This window comes from Verrucosispora sp. TAA-831 (genome assembly GCF_050780145.1).
Classification (GTDB): Bacteria; Actinomycetota; Actinomycetes; order Mycobacteriales; family Micromonosporaceae; genus Micromonospora.
The window spans coordinates 2,173,844-2,198,953 of record NZ_CP192240.1; the positions used below are offsets into that span (position 1 = coordinate 2,173,844).

The 25,110-nt window shown below is 72.7% G+C and carries 27 protein-coding genes; 19 read left to right on the forward strand and 8 right to left on the reverse strand.

The features are described 5' to 3' along the window. Positions 1-11 precede the first annotated feature (11 nt). Positions 12-137, reverse strand: coding sequence for a hypothetical protein (locus ACQVFL_RS09845; protein ID WP_396691118.1), 126 nt, complete (start codon positions 135-137; stop codon positions 12-14). 136 nt (positions 138-273) lie between these two features. Here ACQVFL_RS09845 and ACQVFL_RS09850 point away from each other — a divergent pair, with 136 nt between their 5' ends. Beyond that, the gene (locus tag ACQVFL_RS09850; RefSeq protein ID WP_431729212.1) at positions 274-1,791 is read left to right on the forward strand and encodes a glycoside hydrolase family 3 protein; all 1,518 of its coding nucleotides are present in this window, start codon (positions 274-276) and stop codon (positions 1,789-1,791) included. Here ACQVFL_RS09850 and ACQVFL_RS09855 read toward each other — a convergent pair. Then, a complete protein-coding gene (locus ACQVFL_RS09855) occupies positions 1,775-2,056 on the reverse strand; it encodes a GNAT family N-acetyltransferase (protein WP_396691866.1) in 282 nt (93 codons plus the stop codon). The two genes, ACQVFL_RS09850 and ACQVFL_RS09855, sit on opposite strands and share 17 nt — an antisense overlap. Before the next feature lie 72 nt (positions 2,057-2,128). Between ACQVFL_RS09855 and ACQVFL_RS09860 the strand changes: the two genes are divergently transcribed. From ACQVFL_RS09860 to ACQVFL_RS09890, 7 genes are all read left to right on the forward strand, one after another. Continuing rightward, positions 2,129-2,512, forward strand: a complete 384-nt coding sequence (locus tag ACQVFL_RS09860) for a hypothetical protein (RefSeq protein ID WP_396691115.1) — start codon at positions 2,129-2,131, stop codon at positions 2,510-2,512. Positions 2,513-2,605: 93 nt separating this feature from the next. Beyond that, positions 2,606-3,427 carry a DUF1206 domain-containing protein gene (locus ACQVFL_RS09865; RefSeq protein WP_396691114.1) on the forward strand — a complete coding sequence of 274 codons (822 nt, stop codon included), beginning with the start codon at positions 2,606-2,608 and terminating at the stop codon, positions 3,425-3,427. Between the two features lie 117 nt (positions 3,428-3,544). Continuing rightward, the gene (locus ACQVFL_RS09870; RefSeq protein ID WP_396691113.1) at positions 3,545-4,741 is read left to right on the forward strand and encodes a mechanosensitive ion channel family protein; all 1,197 of its coding nucleotides are present in this window, start codon (positions 3,545-3,547) and stop codon (positions 4,739-4,741) included. Positions 4,742-4,975: 234 nt separating this feature from the next. Further along, positions 4,976-5,410 carry a phage holin family protein gene (locus ACQVFL_RS09875; RefSeq protein WP_396691111.1) on the forward strand — a complete coding sequence of 145 codons (435 nt, stop codon included), beginning with the start codon at positions 4,976-4,978 and terminating at the stop codon, positions 5,408-5,410. Further along, on the forward strand, positions 5,407-5,745 hold the full coding sequence (locus tag ACQVFL_RS09880) for a DUF3618 domain-containing protein (protein WP_396691109.1): 339 nt from the start codon (positions 5,407-5,409) through the stop codon (positions 5,743-5,745). The genes ACQVFL_RS09875 and ACQVFL_RS09880 overlap by 4 nt, the downstream gene beginning before the upstream one ends. Further along, positions 5,742-6,014 carry a DUF4235 domain-containing protein gene (locus ACQVFL_RS09885; RefSeq protein WP_396691107.1) on the forward strand — a complete coding sequence of 91 codons (273 nt, stop codon included), beginning with the start codon at positions 5,742-5,744 and terminating at the stop codon, positions 6,012-6,014. The genes ACQVFL_RS09880 and ACQVFL_RS09885 overlap by 4 nt, the downstream gene beginning before the upstream one ends. A 296-nt stretch (positions 6,015-6,310) precedes the next feature. Next, complete coding sequence (locus tag ACQVFL_RS09890) at positions 6,311-6,514, forward strand: cold-shock protein (RefSeq protein WP_013732668.1); 204 nt, start codon at positions 6,311-6,313, stop codon at positions 6,512-6,514. Positions 6,515-6,617: 103 nt separating this feature from the next. Here the strand turns inward: ACQVFL_RS09890 and ACQVFL_RS09895 are convergent, their stop codons facing one another. Next, positions 6,618-6,812, reverse strand: a complete 195-nt coding sequence (locus tag ACQVFL_RS09895; RefSeq protein ID WP_396691865.1) for a hypothetical protein — start codon at positions 6,810-6,812, stop codon at positions 6,618-6,620. A gap of 89 nt (positions 6,813-6,901) precedes the next feature. Next, positions 6,902-7,885 (reverse strand): aldo/keto reductase, encoded by a 984-nt coding sequence (locus ACQVFL_RS09900; RefSeq protein WP_396691104.1) that lies wholly within the window; start codon positions 7,883-7,885, stop codon positions 6,902-6,904. Between the two features lie 157 nt (positions 7,886-8,042). Here ACQVFL_RS09900 and ACQVFL_RS09905 point away from each other — a divergent pair, with 157 nt between their 5' ends. After that, a complete protein-coding gene (locus ACQVFL_RS09905) occupies positions 8,043-9,068 on the forward strand; it encodes an adenosine deaminase (protein WP_396691102.1) in 1,026 nt (341 codons plus the stop codon). 270 nt (positions 9,069-9,338) lie between these two features. Here ACQVFL_RS09905 and ACQVFL_RS09910 read toward each other — a convergent pair whose 3' ends face one another. Further along, positions 9,339-10,751 carry a HAMP domain-containing sensor histidine kinase gene (locus tag ACQVFL_RS09910; protein ID WP_396691864.1) on the reverse strand — a complete coding sequence of 471 codons (1,413 nt, stop codon included), beginning with the start codon at positions 10,749-10,751 and terminating at the stop codon, positions 9,339-9,341. A 17-nt stretch (positions 10,752-10,768) separates the two neighbouring features. Then, positions 10,769-11,458: a response regulator transcription factor gene (locus ACQVFL_RS09915; RefSeq protein WP_396691100.1), complete on the reverse strand. Its 690-nt coding sequence runs from the start codon at positions 11,456-11,458 to the stop codon at positions 10,769-10,771. 72 nt (positions 11,459-11,530) lie between these two features. Here ACQVFL_RS09915 and ACQVFL_RS09920 point away from each other — a divergent pair, with 72 nt between their 5' ends. Then, entirely contained in the window at positions 11,531-12,451 is a 921-nt protein-coding gene (locus tag ACQVFL_RS09920; RefSeq protein ID WP_396691098.1) for an ADP-ribosylglycohydrolase family protein, read from the forward strand. Between the two features lie 25 nt (positions 12,452-12,476). Here the strand turns inward: ACQVFL_RS09920 and ACQVFL_RS09925 are convergent, their stop codons facing one another. After that, positions 12,477-13,436 carry a DUF1775 domain-containing protein gene (locus tag ACQVFL_RS09925; protein ID WP_431729213.1) on the reverse strand — a complete coding sequence of 320 codons (960 nt, stop codon included), beginning with the start codon at positions 13,434-13,436 and terminating at the stop codon, positions 12,477-12,479. Between the two features lie 199 nt (positions 13,437-13,635). Here ACQVFL_RS09925 and thrS point away from each other — a divergent pair, with 199 nt between their 5' ends. From thrS to ACQVFL_RS09940, 3 genes are all read left to right on the forward strand, one after another. Further along, positions 13,636-15,639 carry a threonine--tRNA ligase gene (thrS, locus tag ACQVFL_RS09930; protein ID WP_431729214.1) on the forward strand — a complete coding sequence of 668 codons (2,004 nt, stop codon included), beginning with the start codon at positions 13,636-13,638 and terminating at the stop codon, positions 15,637-15,639. 171 nt (positions 15,640-15,810) lie between these two features. Next, the gene (locus ACQVFL_RS09935; RefSeq protein WP_396691863.1) at positions 15,811-16,323 is read left to right on the forward strand and encodes an HIT family protein; all 513 of its coding nucleotides are present in this window, start codon (positions 15,811-15,813) and stop codon (positions 16,321-16,323) included. A 371-nt stretch (positions 16,324-16,694) separates the two neighbouring features. After that, positions 16,695-17,753 carry an aldo/keto reductase gene (locus ACQVFL_RS09940; RefSeq protein WP_431729215.1) on the forward strand — a complete coding sequence of 353 codons (1,059 nt, stop codon included), beginning with the start codon at positions 16,695-16,697 and terminating at the stop codon, positions 17,751-17,753. A gap of 18 nt (positions 17,754-17,771) precedes the next feature. Here ACQVFL_RS09940 and ACQVFL_RS09945 read toward each other — a convergent pair whose 3' ends face one another. Then, positions 17,772-19,895 (reverse strand): elongation factor G-like protein EF-G2, encoded by a 2,124-nt coding sequence (locus ACQVFL_RS09945; RefSeq protein ID WP_431729216.1) that lies wholly within the window; start codon positions 19,893-19,895, stop codon positions 17,772-17,774. 246 nt (positions 19,896-20,141) lie between these two features. Between ACQVFL_RS09945 and pgsA the strand changes: the two genes are divergently transcribed. The 6 genes from pgsA (at position 20,142) to pdxT (ending at position 25,093) form a co-directional block, all read left to right on the forward strand. Further along, complete coding sequence (pgsA, locus tag ACQVFL_RS09950) at positions 20,142-20,753, forward strand: phosphatidylinositol phosphate synthase (protein WP_396691087.1); 612 nt, start codon at positions 20,142-20,144, stop codon at positions 20,751-20,753. Continuing rightward, positions 20,750-21,628 carry a phosphatidylinositol mannoside acyltransferase gene (locus ACQVFL_RS09955; protein ID WP_396691085.1) on the forward strand — a complete coding sequence of 293 codons (879 nt, stop codon included), beginning with the start codon at positions 20,750-20,752 and terminating at the stop codon, positions 21,626-21,628. Before pgsA ends, ACQVFL_RS09955 begins: the two co-directional genes overlap by 4 nt. Before the next feature lie 13 nt (positions 21,629-21,641). Further along, positions 21,642-22,802: a glycosyltransferase family 4 protein gene (locus ACQVFL_RS09960; protein WP_396691083.1), complete on the forward strand. Its 1,161-nt coding sequence runs from the start codon at positions 21,642-21,644 to the stop codon at positions 22,800-22,802. Positions 22,803-22,828: 26 nt separating this feature from the next. Beyond that, positions 22,829-23,335 carry a hypothetical protein gene (locus tag ACQVFL_RS09965; protein ID WP_396691081.1) on the forward strand — a complete coding sequence of 169 codons (507 nt, stop codon included), beginning with the start codon at positions 22,829-22,831 and terminating at the stop codon, positions 23,333-23,335. A gap of 150 nt (positions 23,336-23,485) precedes the next feature. After that, positions 23,486-24,394 (forward strand): pyridoxal 5'-phosphate synthase lyase subunit PdxS, encoded by a 909-nt coding sequence (gene pdxS / locus ACQVFL_RS09970; protein WP_396691079.1) that lies wholly within the window; start codon positions 23,486-23,488, stop codon positions 24,392-24,394. 93 nt (positions 24,395-24,487) lie between these two features. Then, positions 24,488-25,093, forward strand: a complete 606-nt coding sequence (gene pdxT, locus ACQVFL_RS09975; protein WP_431729217.1) for a pyridoxal 5'-phosphate synthase glutaminase subunit PdxT — start codon at positions 24,488-24,490, stop codon at positions 25,091-25,093. The last annotated feature ends 17 nt before the right edge of the window (positions 25,094-25,110 follow it).

Sequence of the window (25,110 nt, forward strand, 5' to 3'; positions counted from 1 at the left end):
CGGTCGCGCCCTCAGCGCCGGAACATCGCCCGGATGGCCACGAGCAGCAGCAGGCCGCCCGCCACCAGGCCGAGCAGGCGTACGCCGGGGATGTCGGCCGGGCTCGTCGCGTCGGCGAGCAACAGCAGCGGGTCCATCTCCGCACTCTGCTGGCAGAGCGCTCCCAAGGCAACTGTAAGGTTTATTGACTATTCGGTGGCGCGGTGTGACCATTGCTGCACCGCCGCGTGGCGGGGCAGTCCGCGGCGGAGGATGACGGGGGTACGCGCCGGCATGAGCGAGCGTCAGCGAGCGAACGGGAACCTGGCGGCGTTGGCGGCCGCGGTCCTGCAACCCGGGTTCGTCGGCACCGTCCCGCCCGCGTGGGTCTGCCGCTGGCTCGGCGACGGCCTCGGCGCGGTGGTGTTGTTCAGCCGCAACGTCGTCGACCCGGAGCAGGTGGCGGCGCTGACCGCCGGGCTGCGGGCGGAGCGGCCGGACGTGATCGTGGCGATCGACGAGGAGGCGGGCGACGTCACCCGCATCGAGTCGGGTCGGGGCAGCACCCGGCCGGGCAACTTCGCCCTCGGCGTGGTGGACGACCCGGCCCTCACCGAGGAGGTCGCCCGAGACCTGGGCGTCGAACTCGCCGCGCTGGGCGTCACCCTGGACTACGCGCCCGACGTCGACGTGAACTCCAATCCGGACAATCCGGTGATCGGCGTCCGCTCGTTCGGTGCCGATCCGGCGGTGGTGGCCCGGCACACCACCGCCTGGGTGCACGGCCTCCAGTCCGGCGGGGTGGCGGCCTGCGCCAAGCACTTCCCGGGGCACGGCGACACCCGGGTGGACTCCCATCACGACCTGCCCCGGATCAGCGGGGACCGGGACCGTCTGGACGCCGTCGAGCTGGCCCCGTTCCGGGCCGCCGTGCAGGCGGGCGTGCAGGCGGTGATGACCGGGCATCTGTTGGTGCCGGCGCTGGATCCGGAGCTGCCGGCGACGCTGAGCACCCGGATCCTGGGCGGTGTGCTCCGCGAGGAGATGGGCTTCAACGGCGTGGTGGTGACCGACGCGGTGGAGATGCAGGCGGTCGCCGGCCGGTACGGCCTCGCCGGTGCGGCGGTGCGGGCGTTGGCCGCCGGGGTGGACGCGATCTGTGTCGGTGGCGAGCACGCCGACGAGGAGACCGCCCGGCACCTGCGCGACGCCATCGTGGACGCGGTCGTGGCCGGGGATCTGCCGGAGGAGCGGCTGGCCGAGTCGGCGAAGCGGGTCGGTCAGCTCGCGGCCTGGACGGTGGCCGCCCGGACGGCCGGTGGGCGTATCCCGGTGACGGCCGGTGGTTCGGCGGTCGGACTGGTCGCCGCGCGCCGGGCGATCCGGGTCACCCGGGCCGACGGGGGTGCCGACCTGCCGTTGGCCGCTCCGGCGCACGTGGTGGAGTTCCAGCCGCCGCACAACATCGCGATCGGGGCGGAGACCCCGTGGGGAGTGGCCGCGCCGTTGACCGCGCTGGTGCCGGGCACCACCAGCGCCCGTTTCGCGCGGGGCGAGGTGCCGACCGACCCGGCCACGGACGCGGTCGGCCGACCGCTCGTGCTGGTGGTCCGCGACCTGCACCGGCACGACTGGATGCGCACCGCCGTCGACCGGGTGCTGGCGGACCGGCCCGACGCCGTGGTGGTGGAGTTGGGTGTGCCCGCACTGGTCACCGGCGCGGTGCACGTCGCCTCGCACGGGGCGACCCGGGCCGCCGGTCGGGCCGTGGCCGAACTGCTCGGCGGTACCGCCGTCACGTCAGGCTGGTGACCAGGTCCGCGTACTCGGGGTGGCGCTCGATGTAGGCGTGCATGAACGGGCACTGCGGGACCACCCGCTGTCCCTGGGCCCGGACCTGGTCCAGGGTGCCGCGCATCAGTGCCGAGCCGACGCCCCGGTTCTGGAAGGCCGGGTCCACCTCGGTGTGGGTGAAGACCAGCGCCTCGCCCCGGGGCAGGTACGCGGTGAACCCGGCCAACGCGTCGTCGACCAGGATCTCGTAGCGGTGTTTGGCGGCGTTCTCCTCGACCAGCATGCTCACCGGACCATTGTCCACCGCCGGTTCGGCACCCCGGGGCCGTTCGCCTCCGTCTCGTACGCTGAGGCGGTGACGAACCGATCGCCCGCCGGCCGCAGCCGGCGCACCCTCGCCTGGAGGGTCCCCACCCGCAAGTCGGCCGGTCTGTTGGCCGGGCTCGTGCTCGGTGCCGCCCTGCTGATGGGGTGCAGCTCCGAGGGAGCCCGCACGGACTGCGGACTGGACGCCTGCACGGTGACCTTCGACCGGGGGGTGGAGGCGCGCGCCAACATCCTCGGTGTCGAGGCGCGGCTCGTCGAGGCCCAGGACGACGTGGTGACCATCGAGGTCGCCGGTGAGCAACTGTCGCTGACCGTCGGGCAGCAGGCCACCGACGTCGGCGGCCTGGCGGTGACCCTGGACAGCGTCACCGATTCTGAGGTCAAGGTGCGCATTTCGCGCAATTCCGGCTGACGCCGACAACCGTCCGATCCACCCGTCCCGCTGTCGCTTTCCGGCGACGGCGGGACACGTTTGGAAATCTTCGCGCCCGGAGATTGATGGCGCATGTCTCTCACCCGGAACGCCGAAGCCACCGCCGCCCGAACGGCAGACAGCCGGTGGCTGGAACTCCTCGCCCGGGCCGGTTTCATCGGCTACGGGATCGTGCACCTGTTGTTCGGTTGGTTGGCGTTGCAGATCGCATTCGGCAACTCCTCCGACGACGGTGACCAGTCCGGTGCGCTGCGGACACTCGCCGCGCAGCCGATGGGCACGTTCGTGGTCATCGCCATCGCCGTCGGCATGGTCGCCATGGCGATCTGGCAGGCCCTCGAAGCCGCCGTCGGGCACCAGACCGAGAGCGGCAACGACCGGATCAAGGAGCGGGTCTTCTCCGGTGCCCGCGCGGTCATCTACCTCTGGCTGGCATGGACGGCCTGGAAGGTCTTCTCCAACGCGAACTCCGACAGCGCCTCCCAGCAGGAGGAGTTGACCGCCCGTCTGATGGAGTCGACCGGCGGTCGGTGGCTGGTCGGTCTCGCCGGCCTGGCCCTCGTCGGCGTCGGCGTCGGCATGTTCATCTACGGCGTCAAGAAGAAGTTCATGAAGCGGCTGAAGACCGGCGAGATGAACGCCCGGACCACCCAGCTCGCCCGGCGGCTCGGCATGGCCGGCTACACCGCCCGGGGCAGCGCGTTCGCGGTGACCGGCTTCCTGGTCGTGCTGGCCGCGGTGAACTACGACCCGGAGAAGGCCCGGGGCCTGGACGCTGCCCTGCGGACGCTGCGGGACCAGGCGTTCGGCACCATCCTGCTGTCGCTGGTCGGACTGGGCATCGCCGCCTTCGGCCTCTACTGCTTCCTCCAGGCCCGCTACCGCAAGGTCTGATTCCACCCCCTTCAGTCACCGGCCACCGCAGCGGCGTTGCGGTGGCCGGTGACGGCGTTCTGGGGCAAACTTGCCCCTTTGCGTCGATCTTGTCGTCGGTCGGAAGGAGAATCACACGTGCACAGCTACCTCGTGACGGTCGTCGCCGCGCTCGCCGCGGCGGCGATCGCCGTTGCCGTGGTCGAGGTGGTACATCGCTCGATCCGGCGGTGGGGCCACCGCTCACGACTGCTGATGGAGTTGACCGAGCACGCCCACCGCTCGTTCCAGATCGCCGCCACCGTGCTCGCCGTGCAGTTCGCCGTCCGGTTCAGCACCGGCTACGCGGTCGGCACCGGGTGGCGGCAGGCGCTGCTGCACACGCTGGTGCTCGCGGTCATCGCGGCCACCGCCTGGTTGGTCACCTCGTTGCTGGTGGTGGTGGAGGACACCGCGCTGGCCCGGTTCCGGGTGGACGTGCCGGACAACCGGCACGCCCGTCGGGTCCGCACCCAGGTCGTCATGCTGCGTCGGGTGACCATCGTGGTGATCGTGGTGCTCACCGTCGGCGTGATGCTGATGACGTTCCCGGCGGTACGCGGCATCGGTGCCGGTGTGCTGACCAGCGCCGGTGTGGTCGGTATCGTCGCCGCGCTGGCCGCGCAGAGCCTGCTCGGCAACGTCTTCGCCGGGCTGCAACTCGCCTTCAGCGACGCGGTCCGTCTGGACGACGTGGTCGTGGTCGAGGGGGAGTGGGGCCGGATCGAGGAGTTGACCCTCAGCTACGTGGTGGTGCAGATCTGGGACGACCGTCGGCTGATCCTGCCCACCTCCTACTTCACCAGCACCCCGTTCCAGAACTGGACGCGTACCGAGGCGGCGGTGCTCGGCACGGCGGAGTTCGACGTCGACTGGTCGCTGCCGGTGCAGGCGATGCGGGAGGAGTTGCGTCGCCTGGTCGAGGGCACCGAGCTGTGGGACGGCCGGGTCTGCGTACTCCAGGTGACGGACGCGACCGGCGGCATGGTCAAGCTGCGCGCCCTGGTCAGCGCCGCCAGCGCCGGCGCGTTGTGGGACCTGCGCTGCCTGGTCCGCGAGCACATGGTGGCCTGGGTACGCGACCAGCGGCCCACCGCGCTGCCACGGCTGCGTACCGAGGTCGGTGACGGTGCCGGCTCCCTGCCCTGGCAGTGGGTGACCCCCAAGCGCCGGACCCGACGCCTGGAGGACGGGGAGGTCCCCGACGACGCCCGCCTCTTCGGCGGCAGCGACGACGGCGACGCCCGCAGCGAAGCCTTCGTCGGCCCCGACGAGCCGGTGGAGGCGCGCCGCTGAGCCGGACGACGTGCGGTCGGGGGTCGCAGCATGGTGCCGCACACGCCGCCCCCGGCCCCCGACCGGCTGCGGGTCGCCCGAACGGGACGGGTCGCCCGAACGGGACGGGTCGGAAGGGTTTGACGGCAGGTTTACCGGGGACCTCGTGCGGGACGCCCTGCTCCTTCTTCGCACACAGGATTGGCGGGCGGCTACTTCGGGCATACAGCGCGGTGACGACGAGAGGGGGACAGCATGGCTGACGTGGCGAACGTCCGCACATCCCACAACGGAAGCGAGCCCTCCACCGCCGAGCTGGTCCAGCGGGCGACGGAGCAGGTGTCCCGCCTGGTCCGGGACGAGCTCGCGCTGGCCCGTGCGGAGCTGACAGAGAAGGGCAAGCACGCGGGTATCGGCGTCGGCCTGTTGGCCGGTGGCGGTGCCCTGGCCTTCCTGGGCCTCGGCGCGCTGATCACCGCGGCGATCCTGCTGCTGGCACTGGTGTTGCCGGCGTGGGCGGCCGCGCTCATCGTGGCGGCGGTCGTCTTCCTGATCGCCGGCGTTCTCGCGCTGCTCGGCAAGAAGCAGGTCAGCCAGGCGGTGCCGCCGGTGCCGCAGGCGACCGTGCAGAGCGTGCGGGCCGACGTCGACGTGGTCAGCGCGGCGGTGAAGGACAGGGGACGGGCATGACACACAACGGGACGCGCAACGGCCACAGCGACGGCACCGGCGACACCGAGGCGCTGCGGGCGGAGATCCGGCGGACCCGGGTCGAGCTGGGCGAGACGGTGGAGGCGCTGGCCGCCAAGGCCGACGTCAAGAAGCGGTTGAAGTCCTCGGCGGACCAGGCGCGCGAGCGGGTCCGGGAGCAGGCGGCGCTGACCGTCGCCCGGGTCCGTGGCCAGGCGGCCCTGACCCATCCGCCGGTGCGGGGACGGCACGGCCCGGCACCGTTCGTCGCCCTCGCGGCGGGCGCGATCGTCACCGCCGTGGTGCTGATGATCATTCGAGGGAGGCGTGGGTGAGCAAGGGGTTGAGCAAGGTCGCCTACCGGCCGGTGGGCATCCTGGCCGGCATCGCCGCCGGTGCGGTCGCGGGTGCCATCTTCCGCCAGGTCTGGAAGTTGACCGCCGGGGACGGCGAGGCTCCCGACCCCGTCGACGAGGATCGTCGCTGGGGCGAGATCCTCGCGGCGGCGGCGTTGCAGGGCGCCATCTTCTCCGTCGTCCGGGCCGCCGTGGACCGTGGGGGCGCGGTGGGCGTACGCCGGTTGACCGGCCGTTGGCCCGACTAGGAGCTTCCGTTCGACCTGTCCGGCCCCCTTGTCCGTACCGGTCAAGGGGGCCTTTCTCCTTACCTCACGGGCGCCGCACAGCGGATCTTTCGCATCCGTCAGGTCACATGTCGGAGAATTTCGTCGGGTAGGCTGTGCAGAGTTTTTGCGTACGTGGTTTGCTGTTCCCCGCTGTTGAGAGACGGCGTGGGTTGAGAGAAGTCTCCTGCCTTGGGGGCCGCCTCAGGCGCCGCTGCTCGAAAACGGCCAACCGGCCGCACGGCGTGCTCGGCCGCCAGTTTTAGAAGGAGATACACATGGCGCAGGGAACCGTGAAGTGGTTCAACGCTGACAAGGGCTTCGGCTTCATCACCGTCGACGGCGGGGGTGCTGACGTGTTCGTCCACTTCTCGGCCATCCAGTCCAGCGGCTACCGCACGCTGGAGGAGAACCAGCGGGTGGAGTTCGAGATCGCCCAGGGCCAGAAGGGTCCGCAGGCCGAGCAGGTCCGCCCCCTCTGAGGCACCGGTCGGCGACCGCCGACCGCCAGACGGCGAGGCAGTCCCCGCACAGGTGCAAAAGCCCCGCGTTCCGTACGGACGCGGGGCTTTCCGCATCCCCCGGTCAGCGCCGAGTCCGGGCCCGCATGCCGAGCCAGAGCAGTACCGCGCCGACGAGGGCCAGCAGCGGACCGAGTACCGCCCAGATCCGTTGACCGGTGATCAGGGCGTCCTCCACGTACCCGAGGCCCTGCACCGTCCAGATCGCCCCGACGACCACGGCCAGCAGGCCGATGGTGAGTCGGAACCAGCCGCTCATCCGGTCCTGCGGGGCCGGGCTCTGCGCCGGGATGCCGGTGCCCTCGGTCGGCTCCCCGATCGCCATCGCCGGCACCCCCGGTTCCTCGGTCACCATCGCTGGTGCACCTGCGGACGGATCAGCTCGTCGTAGACGGCGGCGACGGCGTCCTGCTCGTCCGTCGACAATGGGCGTTGCCCGGCCACGGCGGCGTTGCCCCGGGCCTGTGCCGCGTCGCGGGCGCCGGGGATGACCACGGTGACTCCGGGCTGGTCGAGCACCCACCGCAGGGCGAACTGGGCCATCGTCCGGTCGTCGCCGACCAGTGGGGCGAGTCGGCGCACCGCCGCCAGCCCCAGCGTGTAGTCGACGCCGGAGAACGTCTCGCCGACGTCGAACGCCTCCCCGTGCCGGTTGAAGGACCGGTGGTCGTCGGCGGCGAAGGTGGTCCGCTCGTCGTACCGGCCGGAGAGCAGCCCGCTGGCCAGCGGTACGCGGGCGATGATGCCCACCCCGGCGGCCGAGGCGGCCGGCAGCACCTGCTCCAGCGGCTTGTGCCGCAACGCGTTCAGGATGATCTGGACGCTGGCCACCCCGGGGCGGCCGATCGCGGTCAGCGCCTCGTCGCAGGTCTCCACGCTGACGCCGTACGCGGCGATGCGCCTCTCGGCGACGAGGGTGTCCAGGGCGTCGAAGACCGCGTCGGTGGCGAACACGGACGTCGGCGGGCAGTGCAACTGCACCAGGTCCAGCGTGTCCACGCCGAGGTTGGCGCGCGAACGATCAGTCCATTGGCGGAAATTGTCCAGAATGTACGCGTCGGAGGTCTGTGCCACCCGACGCCCCATCTTGGTGGCCACCGTCAGCCCGGCGTCCGGGTGAGCCGCCAGGTACCGCCCGATGAGCTGCTCGCTGCGGCCGTCGCCGTAGACGTCTGCGGTGTCCAGGAAGGTGATGCCGGCGTCGACCGCGGCGTCCAGCACCGCCATCGCGTCGTCCTCGGTGACCGTGCCCCAGTCGGCGCCGAGCTGCCAGGCGCCGAGCCCGACCACGCCGACCTGTCGGCCGATCCGGGGGAAGGTGCGTTGCTCCATGCGACCGAGCCTAGTGACCCCCGGCGTCCGTGCCGAGGCCGGGCCGCGCGAGGTGGACCCGGCCGGACGTGCCTCGCCCCGCCCGGACCGGCGGCCTGTAAGACTGCGCAACGACCGTTCGTCGCCGGTGTACCGGTGCCATCGCCCAGGAGAACCCGTGACCGATCTGCGTACCTTCATCGCCGGCCTGCCCAAGGTCGAACTGCACGTGCACCACGTCGGTTCCGCCTCGCCCCGGATCGTCGCCGAACTGGCCGCCCGCCACGAGGGGCGTACGCCGGTCCCCGCCGACCCGCAACTGCTCGCCGACTACTTCGTCTTCCGCGACTTCGCGCACTTCATCGAGCTGTACCTGAGCGTCGTCGACCTGGTCCGCGACCAGGAGGACGTCTGGATCCTCACCCACGAGGTGGCCCGGGAACTGGCCCGCCAGCAGGTGCGCTACGCCGAGTTGACGGTGACGCCGTACTCGCACGTGAGCCGGGGCATCCCGGCACCGGCGTTCTGCGAGGCGATCGAGGACGCCCGCAAGCGGGCCGCCGCCGACTTCGGCATCGAGCTGCGGTGGTGCTTCGACATCCCCGGCGAGGCGGGCCTGCCGGCCGCCGAGGAGACGCTGCGGATCTCCCTCGACGAGCGCCCGGACGGGCTGGTCAGCTTCGGCCTGGGCGGCCCCGAGATCGGAGTGCCCCGGCCGCAGTTCAAGCCCTACTTCGACCAGGCCCGGGCGGCGGGTCTGCACTCGGTGCCGCACGCGGGGGAGACCACCGGCCCGCAGACCGTCTGGGACGCCCTGCGCGAGCTGGGCGCCGAGCGGATCGGCCACGGCATCTCCGCCGCCGGAGACCCGGAGCTGCTCGCCCACCTCGCCGAGCGGCAGATCGCGATGGAGGTCTGCCCGACCTCCAACGTGCGGACCCGGGCGGTGGCGACCATCGAGGAGCACCCGCTGCCCGCGCTGGTCGAGGCCGGGCTGCTGGTGACGATCAACTCCGACGACCCGCCGATGTTCGGCACCACCCTCGACGACGAGTACGCGGTGGCCGCCCGGCTGCTCGACGCCGGACCGGAACAGGTGGCGGCGCTGGCCCGCAACGCGGTGACCGCCTCGTTCCTCGACCCGGCGGGCAAACAGCGGATCAGCACCGAGATCGACGCTTACCTGGCCGCCACGCGCGCCTGACTCGCGGCGTCTGCGGAGGTCCCCGGTCCCGGCCGAACCGGTCGGGACCGGCGGACGAGATGAAGTGCGCGCGACGGGAGGAGGTGTGGGGGGACCGTGTCTCCCGCCGCGCGCACGGCTCCACCGGCCGATGTGCGCTGGGAGCGGAGAGCCGGTGGAACTGCTGGGTTCGAAGCCGATCCTGACACCCGTACCGGGCCAATGGGACGTCGTTAATTCGGATCTAAGGAAGACTTGTGCCGCCGCACAACCGGGCGGCCCGTGAGCCGGTCAGCCGTCGGTGGGCCGTTGCCTCGGCCAGCGCCGTCCGCTGCCCTTCTGCTCCCGCGCCTCCCGGGTCATCCGACCCACCAGACCGAACCGGCTGACCTGTCGGGGCGTCGCCTCCGGATCGGCGAGCAGCATCACCACGCTGGCACCGCCCAACCGGGCCCGGTCGATGCTCACCGAACCGTTGGCCTGCAACGCCACCCGCTTGGCGATGTCCAGTCCGAGGCCGGTGGAACCCTGGTCGCTGGCGCCCCGACGCAGCGCGCGATCCGGGTTGGCGATGCCCGGCCCCGCGTCGTCGATCCGGACGGCCACGTACCCGTCGCGCCGGGAGACCGCCACCTCGAACGCGGTGCCCTGCGGGGTGTAGCGGAACACGTTGCCGATCACCGCGTCGAGCGCGGCGGCCAGCTCGGCCCGGGGCACCGGCACCGGGATGCGCAACTGGGCGCCGACCACCCGGTGCGGGCGGTTCTGGTCGCCCGCGAGGGCCGCCCAGAACACCATCCGGTCCCGGACCACCTCGCTCACGTCGCACATCGCCGGAGCCGCCTCGGTGGCCACCGCCTTGCGGGTGGTCTTGATCAGCACGTCGATCTCGCCCTCCAGGGTGACGATCGCCTGCCGGATCCGCCGGATGCCGCGTCGGTGGTCCAACTCCGCCTGGCTGAACGCGTCCACGCTGGTGTCGTCGGACTCCAGGGCCTCCGCGTCCAGCCGGAGCACCGTCAGCGGGGTCCGCAACCGGTGCGACAGGTCGGCCACCAGCTCCCGCTCCTCGGTGCGGGCGGCGACGAACCGCTCCGCCATCCGGTTGAACGCGTGCCCGGCCTCGGCCACCTCGCGCGGGCCGCTCGGCTCCACGCGGACGCCCAGGTCGCCGTCGCTGACCGCGAGCGCCGCCTTGACCAGGCCCCGGGTGGCGTCGACCGTGCGGGCCGCGAGCCGGTCGACGACCAGCACGGCCGCGCCGACCAGCGCGACGGCCACCCCGACCAGCAGCCACCAGCGCCCCGAGCCGTCGAGCGTCTCGTCCGGTACGAAGACCTCCACCACGGCCGTCCGGTCGCCCAGCACCACCGGGTCCAGCCGCAGCACCCCGCCGTCGACGTCGACCACCAGGGACCGGCCCTCGTCGCGGGCCCGGTCGAGTTGCCCGGCGTCGGCGCGTCCGGCCCCGGCGTCCACGTCGTCGAGACCGTGCACCACCGGACGGGTCGCCGGGTCGGCGCCGCTCGCCTCGATCGCGCGCTCCACCAGCACCGGCTGGGTACTCACCGCGAGCGCGCCGGTGACCAGCGCGCTGCGCCGGGCCGCGTCGGCGATCGCCTCCTCGCGGGCCTGACCGCCCAGGGTCAGGCCGAGTGGGATCAGGAAGGCCAGTGCCAGCAGAATGCCGGTGCCGCCGGTCAGCAGCGCCAGCGAGCGCCTCAGTCCGGCGCCACCAGCCGGAAGCCCACCCCCCGCACGGTGCGCAGGTAGCGGGGTTTCGCCGCGGACTCGCCCATTTTGCGGCGCAGCCAGTACAGGTGCACGTCGATTGTCTGGTCCTCGCCGACCGATGGCTGCCGCCATACCTCCTCCAAGAGCTCCCGCCGGGACACTACCCGGCCAGGTCGGGCGGCGAGATAGGCCAGCAGGTCGAATTCCTTGCGGGTCAGCGCCAGCGCCGCACCGTCCAGGAGGGCGCTGCGCTCACCGACGTCGACCCGCAGCCCGCCGACGCTGTGCACGGCCGGTGCCACGCCGCGACTGGCGCGGCCGACCCGGCGCAGCACGGTGGTGATCCGCGCGTCCAGGTGCGCGCCGGTGAACGGCTTGACCATGTAGTCGTCGGCACCCGCCCGCAACAGCTTCACCACGGACTGCTCGTCGTCGCGGGCGGTGGCGATGATGATCGGTACGTCGGTGATGCCGCGCAGCATCCGCAGGGCGTCCGACCCGTCCAGATCCGGCAGGCCCAGGTCGAGCACCACCAGGTCGGGCGTCTCGGCGGCCACCCGACGCAGCGCGTCCAGCGCGGTGCCGACCGCGTGCACGGCGTGGCCCCGGTCGGTGAGGGAGCGAAGCATCGCGCCGCGTACGACGTGATCGTCTTCGACCAGCAGGACGGTGGCCACGTCAGAACGGTACTCGGAGCGGCGCGTCACGTCGTTGCGGCCCACCCGAGAACGCGCCAAGCTGGTACGACGATGACGTTCACCCTCTATCCCGACACCCGCCTGGCCCTGGCCGGAGACTCGCTCGCCGGCCTCTCGGTCGGTGACGCGCTCGGCTCGCAGTTCTTCGTCCCCGGCAACATCCCGGCCGACCTGGCCGCCGGTCGGCTCCCACCACCGCCCTGGCAGTGGACCGACGACACCGAGATGGCCTGCTCGGTCGTGGCGGCGCTGGCCGAGACCGGTCGCGTCGACCGGGACGCCCTCGCCCTGGCCTTCGCCGAGCGCTGCGAACCGTACCGGGGCTACGGTCCGGGTGCCGTCCGCATCCTGCGCCTGATCCGGACCGGCACCCCGTGGCCGGTCGCCGCCGCCTCCGCCTTCGACGGGCAGGGATCCTGCGGCAACGGCGCGGCCATGCGGGTCGGCCCGCTGGGCGCGTACTTCGCCGACTCGACCAGCCGGGCCGCCGCCCAGGCCCGGGCTTCCGCCGAGGTGACCCACGCGCACCCGGAGGGGATCGCCGGAGCCGTCGCGGTGGCGGTGGCCGCCTCGCTTGCCACCCGCGCCCGGCTGGACGGTGAGCGCCCGGACCCGGCCCGCCTGCTCGCCGGGGTGGCCGCCGCGCTGGACCCGGCGACCGAGGTGCACCGCACCGTACGCCGGGTGGCGGGACTGCTCGACCGGTCACTGCCCGAGGTCGTCGCGGCGGTCGGCAACGGCGCGCGGGTCACCGCACAGGACACCGTCGCCTTCACGCTGTGGGTTGCCGCCGTGCACCTGACCGACTACCCGGCGGCGGTCCGGGCCTGCGTCGAGGCGGGCGGCGACGTGGACACCACCGCCGCCATCGCGGGCTCGGTGGTGGCCGCCCACACCGGAGTGGGCACCCCGGGCGGGGTGCCCACTGACTGGCTGGCCGCCCGGGAACCGCTGCCCGACTGGACCGACTGACCCGTGCCGCTCTGACCCGTGCCGTTCAGCGGGCCGCGCCGGCCTGCGCCACCCGGTCGTCGCGGCGCGGCGCCGGGTCGGCGTCGGCCGTGGGGGTCGGCCGGTCCGCAGGCGTAGCGTCGGCCACCGACTCGGCTCGTCCGGCCACCGACCCGGCCGGTGTCGGCGTCGGCGTCGACCCGGCGGTGGCCGTCGGGCCGTCCTCGGCGGCGGGTTCCCCGTCGAGCACCGACCGGTCGATCTCCTCGGTGCCGGAACGGCGGCGTCGGCTGATCAGCCAGCCGATCACCGCGCCACCGCCCAGGCCGGCGACCAGGCCGGCGGCGAGCAGGCTGTTGGCGTTCGGGCCCTCGTCGGGCGGGGCGGTGGCCGGAGCGGGGGCACCCGGCACGGCACCGCCGGGTGCCGCGCCGTGACCACCGTGAGCGGCACCCGGGTACGCCGGGTCACCCGGGGTGAGGGTCAGCGCGGGCAGGGGGCGCTGGCCGGGACGGTCGCCCCAGTGCACCTGGAGGCCGTCGGCGTAGGTCTGGGTCAGCTCGAACCGCACCTGCTCGGCCTGCGGCAGCGGCGCCATCGAGAACACCAGCCGGGCCGGGCCCGCCCCCGCCTCGCCGGTGCCCCGGGTCCAGGTCAGCGCGGCGGTCACCACGTCGGTCGCCGGACCGTGCATGCCCGCGATCGGGGCGTCGAGCCTGCGGGTGGTGATGGCGGGCGCCCAGCCCTCCACCGAGAGCGGGTACACCTCGGCCACCGGGGTCTCCGCCGGCATCCGGATCTCGATCCGCTCGGTCCGGACCCCGGGCCGCTCGTCGGGCACCAGGAACTCGAGCTTGACCGAGTTGCCCTGCTGGGCCTCGGCCGGAGTGAACGTCACGCCGTCGGCCCACGCCGTGGTCGCGGGCCAGAGCAGCACCCCGGCCGTGGCCAGGGCGGCCACCAGCGCGCCCCGGCGTCGACGGCTGCCGCCGCGCGTCATCGCCATGCTGGGTCCCCATCCGTGTCGACGCGGCCGGAACCGGCTCCGGCCACACCTGGTAGTTCGGATCCCGGGCCGAAAAGGTTCAACGTCGGCCGGATCCGTCCCCTACGGTGTCGGGGACGGTGGCCGCCACACCGACCGATACCATCGCGGTGAGCCGTCACCGGCACCTTCCGTCACATCTGCTGCGAGGAGTTCACCCGTGTCCGCACCCCGTACCCCCGCCGTGGCCGACCCCGTCGTCGTCGCCGCCGGGACGACGGCGGCCCACGCGGTGGCGGCAGCCGGATTGCCCACCACCGGCCCGAAGGCGATCGTGGTGGTCCGCGACCCGCAGGGCGCCCTGCGGGACCTGGACTGGCAGCCGACCGAGGAGACCGCCGTCGAGCCGGTCCCGCTCGACTCCCCGGACGGGCTCGACGTGCTGCGGCACTCGACCGCGCACGTGCTGGCCCAGGCGGTGCAGGACGTCTTCCCCGAGGCCCGGCTCGGCATCGGCCCGCCGATCGAGAACGGCTTCTACTACGACTTCGCGGTGGACAAGCCGTTCCAGCCGGACGATCTCGCCAAGGTCGAGAAGCGGATGCAGGAGATCGTCAAGTCCGGGCAGCGGTTCCGGCGGCGGCGCTTCGACAGCCTCGACGACGCCAAGACGGAGCTGGCCGCCGAGCCGTTCAAGCTGGAACTCATCGACGTCAAGGGCGAGGGGCTGGACTCCTCCGAGGTGATGGAGGTGGGTGGCGGCGAGCTGACCATCTACGACAACCTCGCCGCCGACTCCGACAAGGTCTGCTGGTCCGACCTGTGCCGGGGCCCGCACCTGCCCAACACCCGGTTGATCGGCGCGTTCAAGCTGATGCGCTCGGCCGCCGCGTACTGGCGGGGCAGCGAGAAGAACCCGCAGCTCCAGCGGGTGTACGGCACCGCCTGGCCGACCCGGGACGCGCTCAAGGCGTACCTGAAGCTGCTGGAGGAGGCGGCCCGGCGCGACCACCGCAAGCTCGGCGCGGACCTGGACCTGTTCAGCTTCCCCGACGAGCTCGGCTCCGGCCTGGCGGTCTTCCACCCCAAGGGCGGCATCATCCGCCGCGAGATGGAGAACTACTCGCGGCTCAAGCACGAGCAGGCCGGGTACGAGTTCGTCAACACCCCGCACATCACCAAGGGTCACCTGTACGAGGTCTCCGGGCACCTCGACTGGTACGCCGACGGCATGTTCCCGCCCATGGAGGTGGAGGGCGCCAGCTACTACCTCAAGCCGATGAACTGCCCGATGCACGACCTGATCTTCCGGTCCCGGGGTCGCTCCTACCGGGAGCTGCCGCTGCGGATGTTCGAGTTCGGCACGGTCTACCGCTACGAGAAGTCCGGTGTGGTGCACGGCCTGACCCGGGTGCGTGGCATGACCCAGGACGACGCGCACATCTTCTGCTCCGAGGAGCAGATGGCGGGGGAGCTGAAGTCCCTGCTCGCCTTCGTGCTCGAACTCCTGCGCGACTACGGCCTGGACGACTTCTATCTGGAGCTGTCCACCCGCAACCCGGAGAAGTCGGTCGGCACCGACGAGAACTGGGAGCGGGCCACCGAGGCGCTGCGGTCGGCGGCCGAGGAGTCCGGCCTCAACCTGGTGCCCGACCCGGGCGGCGCGGCCTTCTACGGCCCGAAGATCTCCGTGCAGGCCAAGGACGCCATCGGCCGTACCTGGCAGATGTCCACCATCCAGGTCGACTTCAACCTGCCGGAGCGCTTCGGGCTGGAGTACCAGGCCGCCGACGGCACCCGGCAGCGGCCGGTCATGATCCACCGGGCGCTGTTCGGCTCGATCGAGCGGTTCTTCGGTGTGCTCACCGAGCACTACGCGGGGGCGTTCCCGGCCTGGCTGGCCCCGGTGCAGGTGGTCGGCATCCCGATCCGCGAGGAGCACGCCGACTACCTGCACGGCTTCGTCGCCGCGCTGCGCGCCGAGGGCATCCGCGCCCAGGTGGACGCCGGTGACGACCGGATGCAGAAGAAGATCCGCACCGCCCAGCAGCAGAAGATCCCGTTCATGGTGATCGCCGGGGACGACGACGTGGCCGCCGGCACCGTCTCGTTCCGCTACCGGGACGGCTCGCAGCGCAACGGGGTGCCGCTGGCCGAGGCGGTCTCCCACGTCCTCGACGTCGTCCGCACCCGCACCAACGTCGGCCCCTCCGCCCAGTCGTAAGGAAGGGCACCTTACCAACGCCTGCGGTAGAGCAGGGGACCCTTCCTCACATCACGACGGGTACCGCTCCTCCGCTCACGCCGGGTGCCGGGCCGAGGCTCGGCACCCGCCCGGCGGGGCCGTAGGATCGCCGGTGTGACTGGGGGAGCGGACGAGCACAGCGACAGGGACATGGCCGACGGGCTGGACCGGCTCTGGACGCCCCACCGGATGACCTACATCTCCGGCGAGGACCGGCCCGAGGGCGGCTACGAGCAGCCCTCCGGTTGCCCGTTCTGCCTGGCCCCGGCCCGGCCGGCGGGGGAGAGCCTGGTCGTGGCGCGGGGCGAGCACGTCTTCGTGGTGCTCAACCTGTACCCGTACAACCCCGGGCATCTGCTGGTCTGTCCCTACCGGCACGTGGCCGACTACACCGACCTGGACGAACCGGAGACGGTCGAGTTGGCGTCGTTCACCCAGGCCGCGATGCGGGTGATCCGCAAGGTCAGCAACGCGCACGGCTTCAACCTGGGCATGAACCAGGGCGGGGTGGCGGGCGCCGGCATCGCCGCCCACCTGCACCAGCACGTGGTGCCACGGTGGGGCGGTGACGCCAACTTCATGCCGGTGATCGGGCGTACCAAGGTGTTGCCGCAACTGCTCGGCGACACCCGCGACCTGTTCGTCCGCGCCTGGCCGACCTGACCTCACCCGCGACGCCTCGCCCCTCCCGGGGGACCTCACGCACCGCCCCCGCACCCGGGCTGCTCTGCGCGCCGGGTCCTCTGTGCTCGCTGTGGACTGCGCCGCGCCGGACCGCGCACACCGCTGCGCCGCCTTTGCTCTGCTTCACCCCACGCAACGGTTACGCGCTGAAGTCGATGCGTATCGGTGAGCAGAGCAGAGGCGGCCGGGAGGGCAACCGGATCCGGAGCGATCCGCAGGTCGCCCGGGTGGGGGCGAGAACGGGGACGGATCCGGGGTGATCCGGGGTGATCCGTGGGCGACGGTCCCCCGTACGGATGATCGTGCTGGATGTCTGTCAAACCCTGTCCGGAAGATGGCACGATGCGCCGGTGGCGGAGTCGACGCGCACGCTGGGGCGCAGCGGGATCGAGGTCAGCGCCCTCGGCATGGGCTGCTGGGCGATCGCCGGTCCCTGGTCGGAGGGGCACACCCCGCTGGGGTGGGGGGCGGTCGACGACGAGGAGTCCGTCCGGGCGGTCCGCCGCGCCCTCGACCTCGGCGTGACCCTCTTCGACACCGCCGACTCGTACGGTGCCGGACACGGCGAACGGCTCCTCGGCCGGGCCCTGGCCGGGCGGCGCGACGAGGCGGTGATCGCCACCAAGTGGGGGTACACGTTCGACGAGCGGTCCCGGCAGGCCACCGGCCGGGACGCGTCCCCGGCGTACCTGCACCGGGCGGTACGGGACTCGTTGCGTCGCCTCGGCACCGACCGGATCGACCTCTACCAACTGCACCTGGCCGACCTGCCGGTGGCCCCGGCCCAGGCGTTGCTCGGCGTGCTGGAGGATCTGGTCGCCGACGGGCTGGTCCGCGCGTACGGCTGGAGCACCGACCGGGTCGACCGGGCCGTCGCGCTCGGCCAGGGCGCCCGGCACGGCGCGGTCGTGCAGCACAGCCTGTCGGTGCTCCGGGACGCCCCCGACCTGCTCGCGGTCTGCGACAAGTACGACCTGGCCAGTGTCAACCGGGGGCCGCTGGGGATGGGGCTGCTCACCGGCAAGTACCACCACTGTTCGACGCTGCCGCACGACGACATCCGGGGCATGACCTCGGGATGGTTGGAGTGGTTCCGGGGTGGGCGGCCCGCGCCGGAGTGGCTGCGCCGGGTGCACGCCGTGCGGGCGGCGCTGACCGCCGACGGGCGCACCCTGGCGCAGGGCGCGCTGGGCTGGATCTGGGCCCGCAGCGAGCGCACCATCCCGATCCCGGGGTGCCGTACGGTCGCCCAGGTCGAGGAGAACGCCGCCGCCCTGGCCCTCGGTCCGCTTCGCCCGGACCACTTCGCCGAGGTCGAACGCCGACTCGCCGCGCTGCGCTCGGCCGCCCTGCGCGAGGTGGACCGCCCCTACTGGCCCAGCCCCATGCTCCCCACCGCCCGCCCCTGACCGGGACCCCCGGGAAGGTCAGGGGGTGGGGTGGGAGTCGTAGCGGAGGAAGCTGCGGCGGAAGGTGCCGGCACCGGCGGTCATCGCGCGCAGCTCCACCGCGTACCGGAGCAGCCCGGTGGCGGGCACCTCGGCGCGGATCAGGGTCCGGCCCTCGACGTCCGGGTCCGGTTCGGTGCCGAGGACCCGGCCGCGTCGGCCGGAGAGGTCGCCCATCACCGCGCCCACGCTGCCGTCGGGCACCCGGACCGTCACCTCGTCGACCGGTTCCAGCACGATTGGTCCGCCCTGCTCGGCGGCGTCGCGCAGGGCCAGCGCCCCGGCGGTCTGGAACGCGGCGTCGGAGGAGTCGACGCTGTGCGCCTTGCCGTCGACCAGGGTCACCCGCAGGTCCACCACCGGGTGACCGGCGACCAGCCCGCGTTCCATCTGGGTGCGTACGCCCTTCTCGACCGAGGGGACGTAGTGGTGCGGTACGGCGCCGCCGACCACCCGGTCGACGAACTCGAAGCCGCCGCCGCGCGGCAGCGGTTCCACCTCGATGTCGCAGACCGCGTACTGGCCGTGCCCGCCGGACTGCTTGACGTGCCGACCGTGCCCACGGGACGGCGCGGTGAGCGTCTCGCGCATCGGCACCCGCACCGGTTCGGTGTCCAACTCGACGCCACCGGCGCGCAACCGGTCCAGGACCACGTCGGCGTGTGCCTCGCCCATGCACCAGAGCACCAACTGGTGGGTCTCCGGGTTGCGTTCCAGCCGCATGGTCAGGTCACCGGCCACCAGCCGGGCCAGGTTGCGCGCCAACGCGTCCTCGTCGGAGCGGGATTTCGCCACCACGGCGACCGGCAGCAGCGGCTCGGGCATCTCCCACGGGGCGATCAGCAGCGGGTCGTCCTTGGCCGAGATGGTGTCGCCGGTCTCCGCGCTGCCGGACTTGGTGATGGCGCAGATGTCACCGGCCACCGCCACCCCGACCTCGCGCAGCGTGGCACCGAGCGGGCTGTAGAGGTGGGCGATGCGTTCGTCGGCGTCGTGGTCCGGGTGGCCGCGTTCGGCCATGCCGTGTCCGGCGACGTGCACGGTACGGTCCGGACGCAGGGTGCCGGAGAAGACGCGTACCACGCAGACCCGCCCGACGTGCCGGTCCACCGTCGTCTTGACCACCTCGGCGACCAGCGGTCCGTCCGGGTCGCAGGTCAGCGGCGGGCGGGGCGAGCCGTCGACGCCGGTGACCGGCGGCAGGTCGTGCTCCGGCGGGGACGGGAATCCGGCGGTGAGCACCTCCAGAAGGACGTCCAGCCCGACGCCGGTGGCCGCGCAGACCGGCACCACCGGATAGAAGTGGCCCCGCGCGACGGCCTTCTCCAGGTCCTCGACGAGCAGGGCGGGATCGATCTCCTCACCGCCGAGGTACCGGTCCATCAGGGTCTCGTCCTCGCTCTCCGCGATGATCCCCTCGATCAGCTCGTCGCGGGACTCCGCGATCGCCGGCAGGTGCTCCGGGTCGGGCTCGCGGACCTGTGCGGGCAGGCCGGCGGTGTAGTCGAAGACCCGTCGGGTGATCAGCCCGAGCAGGCCGGCGGTGGACTCGCCGTCGTCGCCGAGCATCGGCAGGTAGAGCGGGACCACGTTGTCGCCGAAGACGCGCTGGCACAGCGCCACCGCCTCGTCGAAGTCGGCGCGCGGATGGTCCAGCCGGGCGACGGCCACCGCGCGGGGCATGTCGACGGCGGCGCACTCCTCCCAGAGTGCGGCGGTGGCGGCGTCCATGCCGTCCACGGCGGAGACCACGAACAGGGCGGCGTCGGCGGCCCGCAGCCCGGCCCGCAGCTCGCCGACGAAGTCGGCGTAGCCGGGCGTGTCCAGCAGGTTGACCTTGATCCCGTCGTGGTGCAGCGGCGCACAGGACAGCGCCACCGAGCGCTGCTGGCGTACGGCGGCGGGGTCGTGGTCGCAGACGGTGGTCCCGTCGGCGACGGAGCCCGGCCGGTCGATCGTGCCGCTGGCCGCGAGCAACGCCTCGACCAGCGTCGTCTTGCCCGCGCCGGAATGCCCGACGAGCACCACGTTGCGGATCCTGGCGGGGTCGGTCACCGCCGGCACGCCGCCGGCGGCCCCCTTGTCGTGACTCTTCTGCGCCATCGGGCGCACCTCCCTCAACCGGTGGTGGTAGGTGGCGACCGCCGTGCGCGACGGGGACGCGGCCCGGGCGGGTGCTGCGGCGATATCCTCCGGGGGACCGCTCCGAACCGCGCAGTCAACGGGTGGTCGGGTGAGCCGGGTCACTTTACTGCTCGATCTCACACCCGGTGGCGGACCGACACAACCCCTGCCACCCGGACCGGCGGTGTCGTCGGCCGGTGGGCCGACCGTTATCGTGGGACCGCCATGGCGAAGATCTTCCAAGTGTCGGCCCGCGCGGGGATGACCCGCGTCGTGGAGCCGATCGCCCGTAGCCTGCTGCGCGCGGGCGTGTCCCCCAACGCGGTCACCGTCGCGGGCACCGTCGGGGTGCTCGTCGGCGCGCTCGGCTTCGGCGCGCGCGGCCATCTGGTCGCCGGTGCGCTGATCGTGACGGTCTTCGCGCTCACCGACCTGCTCGACGGGACGATGGCCCGGATGAGCGGCGGGTCCACCACGTTCGGGGCGTTCCTCGACTCCAGCATGGACCGGGTCGCCGACAGCGCGGTCTTCGGCGCGGTCGCCTTCTATCTGGCCGGCGAGGGGGACCGCGGTGGCATGGCCGCCGCGTTGATCTGTCTGGCCGCGGGCGGTCTCGTCTCCTACGTCAAGGCCCGCGCCGAGGGGCTCGGGATGAGCGGGAACGTCGGCATCGCGGAGCGTACCGAGCGGCTGCTGATCGTCGGCGTCGGCGGCGTGCTCGCCGCGCTGGTCCACCCGGCGGCGCTGCCGATCGCGCTCTGGCTGCTGGCGGCGGTGTCGCTGTTCACCGTCGGCCAGCGGATGCGGTACGTCTACCGGCAGGCCCAAACCAGGTGAACCTCACCGAACTCGGGTTCGTCGCCGGTTGGCGGCTGGTCCGGGTACTGCCCCGCCCGGTGGCGGTGGCGGCGTTCGACGCGGTGGCGGACCGGGCCCACCGCCGCCGGGGCAAGGGTGCCAGCCGGCTGCGCGCCAACCTGCGCCGGGTGGTCGGGCCGGAGCTGCCCGACGCGGAGTTGGACGAGCTGGTCCGGGCGGGCCTGCGGTCGTACTCCCGCTACTGGATGGAGGCGTTCCGGCTGCCGTCGCTGAGCCGGGAGCAGGTGCTCGCCGGCTTCCGGCTGGACGGCGCCGAGAAGCTCGCCGCCGACGTGGCGGCCGGGCGGGGCGCGGTGGTGGCGCTGCCGCACGGCGGTAACTGGGACCTGGCCGGTGCCTGGGTGGTCGCCAACGGCTGGCCGCTGTCCACCGTCGCCGAGCGGCTCAAGCCGGAGGGGGTCTACGAGCGGTTCGTGGCCTTCCGGGAGGGACTGGGCATGGAGATCCTGCCCACCACCGGCGGTGACCGTCCCCCCATCGACGTGCTGACCGACCGGCTCCAGGCCGGTGCGGTGGTGCCGTTGCTGGCCGACCGGGACCTGTCCGCCCGGGGTGTGGAGGTGGACTTCTTCGGCGGTCGGACCCGGATGCCGGCGGGGCCGGCGTTGCTGGCGTTGCGGACCGGAGCCCCTCTGTACGTGGCGTCGATGTGGTACGAACCGGATGCGGCGTGCGCCTCGATCGAGGGGCCGCTGCCGCTGCCGGGGCCCGCGGAGGGCTCGCTGGACGAGCGGGTCCGTACGCTGACCCAGCGGATCGCCGACGGTCTCGCGTCGGGCATCGCCCGGCATCCGCAAGACTGGCACATGTTGCAGCGGATGTGGCGGGACTGAGGGGGCGGACGCAATGCGGATCGGCATCGTCTCCCCGTACTCCTTCGACGTGCCGGGCGGGGTGCAGAACCACGTCATGGATCTCGCCGAGGCGCTGATCGGGCTCGGCCACGAGGTGAGCGTGCTGGCTCCGGCGGACGAGGACTCGCCGTTGCCGCCGTACGTGGTGCCGGCCGGCCGGTCGGTGCCGCTGCCGTACAACGGGTCGGTGGCCCGGATCGCGTTCGGCCCGGTCTCCACCGCCCGGGTGCGTCGCTGGATCACCCGGGGCGATTTCGACGTGCTGCACGTGCACGAGCCGCTGACGTTGAGTCTGTCGATGCTCGCCGTGCTCTCGGCGCGGGGGCCGGTGGTGGCCACCTTCCACACCGCGATGACCCGCTCCCGGGTGCTCTCGGTCGCCCAGGGCGTCCTGCAGATCGTGCTGGAACGCATCACCGCGCGGATCGCGGTCAGCGCGCTGGCCCGCAAGGTGCAGGTCGAGCACCTGGACGGCGGCGCGGTGGAGATCCCCAACGGGGTGGCGGTGGCCAAGTTCGCCGGGGTGGAGCCGTTGCCGGGCTGGCCGGGCGAGTACGCGCCGGGCGAGGGCGGGACGCTGGGTTTCCTGGGCCGGTTCACCGAGCCCCGCAAGGGGTTCCCGATCCTGCGCGACGCGTTCGTGGAGTTGGCCCGGCAGCGGGCCGGGTTGCGCCTGCTGGTCGCCGGCCCGGGGGACCGGGACGACCTGTTCGACCAGTTTCCGCCCGATCTTCGGGATCGGGTGACCTTCCTCGGGCTGGTCTCCGAGGAGGAGAAGGCCCGGATGCTGCGTAGTGTGCACCTGTACGTGGCACCGAACACCGGTGGCGAGTCCTTCGGCATGATCCTCACCGAGGCGTTGGCCGCCGGCACGACGGTCGTCGCCAGCGATCTGGACGCGTTCCGCCGGGTGCTCGACGGCGGGCGGGCCGGACGGCTGTTCCCCACCGGTGACGCGGTGACGCTGCGCGACCGCCTGGCCGAGCTGCTCGACGATCCCGTCCAGCGGGCCGAGCTGACCGCCTGTGGGCACCAGGTGGTGGCGAATTTCGACTGGCCCGTGGTTGCCCGGCGCGTTCTGGAGGTATACGCAGCGGCGATCGAGGCGACCGACGGGCGGGTGATCGACCAGGAGTGGGTGGGGCCGGACTGACCGGGAGGAACGGGAGCAGCACTACGATGCCGGGCATGTGGTGGGTGGTGGGCGCGACGGTGGTCGTCGCCCTGGTGGCGGCGTACCTGATCTGGACCGCCGGCCGGGTCGAGCGGCTCCAGTCCCGCGCGCAGCTCGCCGCGCGCGCCCTGGACGCCCATCTGCTGCGTCGGGCCGCCGCGGCGGCGGTGCTGGCGGAGCGTCGGTACGGCGTCGAGCTGTACGCGGCGGCGCGGATCGCGCTGGACGCCGGCCCGGACGAGCGGGAGGCGGCCGAGAACGACCTGACCCGGCAGTTGCGCGCGGTCGTACTCGACCCCGCCGACCCGGACTGCGACGCGGTGATCGCGGCCAGTCGGCGGCTCGCGCTGGCCCGGCAGGTGCACACCGATCTGGTCCGGGACGCCCGTTCGGCGCGCGGTCGACCGTTGGTGCGGCTGCTCCGGATGGGGCGGGGGCACACCTGGCCGCGCTACTTCGACATCGACGATCCGACGCTCACCGTGCCCGCCGTCGACGCGCGTACCCGCTGATCCGTCGTCCGCGCCGGTCCCCGGGCGCAGGGGTGACCGGGGCCACAGAGCAGGCCACCACGCCTGCGATTGGCGCTCGGAGGGGCATCGCGCCGCGCGTAGCATCTGCGCTGCCCCCCGCCCCGAGCACGCCTGAGGAGCCTGTCCCAGATGACTTCCCCCACCAGCAGTGCCACCCCGGTCGTCGGCACCGCCCGCGTCAAGCGCGGCATGGCCGAGATGCTCAAGGGTGGCGTGATCATGGACGTGGTCACCCCCGAGCAGGCCAAGATCGCCGAGGATGCCGGTGCCGTCGCGGTGATGGCGCTGGAGCGGGTCCCCGCCGACATCCGCGCCCAGGGCGGGGTGTCCCGGATGAGCGACCCCGACATGATCGACGGCATCATCCAGGCGGTCAGCATCCCGGTGATGGCCAAGGCCCGGATCGGGCACTTCGTGGAGGCGCAGATCCTCCAGGCGCTCGGCGTGGACTACGTCGACGAGTCCGAGGTGCTGACCCCGGCCGACTACGCCAACCACATCGACAAGTGGGCGTTCACCGTCCCGTTCGTCTGCGGCGCGACCAACCTGGGCGAGGCGCTGCGCCGGATCACCGAGGGCGCGGCCATGATCCGCTCCAAGGGCGAGGCCGGCACCGGTGACGTCTCCAACGCCACCACCCACATGCGCAGGATCCGCCAGGAGATCCGTCGGCTCTCCACGTTGCCGACCGACGAGCTGTTCGTCGCGGCGAAGGAGTTGCAGGCGCCGTACGAGCTGGTCAAAGAGGTCGCCGAGAGCGGCAAACTGCCGGTGGTGCTGTTCACCGCCGGTGGTATCGCCACGCCTGCCGACGCCGCGATGATGATGCAGCTCGGCGCCGAGGGCGTCTTCGTCGGCTCCGGCATCTTCAAGTCCGGCAACCCGGCGCAGCGGGCCGCCGCGATTGTCAAGGCGACCACCTTCCACGACGACCCGGACGTGCTGGCCAAGGTCTCCCGGGGGCTCGGTGAGGCGATGGTCGGCATCAACGTCGACGACATCCCGGTCCCGCACCGTCTCGCCGACCGCGGCTGGTGACGTGCAGCGCACAGGTGACATGCAAGGAAGGGCACCCTGCTAACGCCTCGTGCATAGCAGGGGACCCCTGCTAACACCACGGAAGGAACGCCTGTGACGGCACCCGTGATCGGTGTGCTCGCCCTACAGGGCGACGTCCGCGAGCACGTCGCCGCGCTGGCCGGGGCGGGCGCGCAGGCCCGACCGGTACGCCGGGCAGCCGAACTGGACGCGGTCGACGGACTGGTCATCCCCGGTGGGGAGTCCACCACGATCAGCAAGCTGGTGGACATCTTCGAGTTGCGCGAGCCGATCGACAAGCGCATCGCCGCCGGACTGCCGGTCTACGGCTCCTGCGCCGGCATGATCATGCTGGCCACCGAGGTCCTCGACGGCCGCCCCGACCAGCGGGGCTTCGACGGCATCGCGATGACCGTCCGGCGCAACGCGTTCGGCCGCCAGGTCGACTCGTTCGAGGCGTCGGTGGAGATCGCCGGAGTGCCGGGCGGCCCGTTGCACGCGGTCTTCATCCGCGCCCCCTGGGTCGAGCGGGTCGGCGACGACGTCGAGGTGCTGGGCACGGTCACCGCCGGCCCGGCCGCCGGGCGGATCGTGGCGGTCCGCCAGGGCAACCTGCTGGCCACCTCGTTCCACCCGGAGCTCACCGGCGACGCGCGACTGCACGCCTACTTCGTGGACCTGGTCCGCGCGGCGAGCTGACGCGCCACGGGAACGCC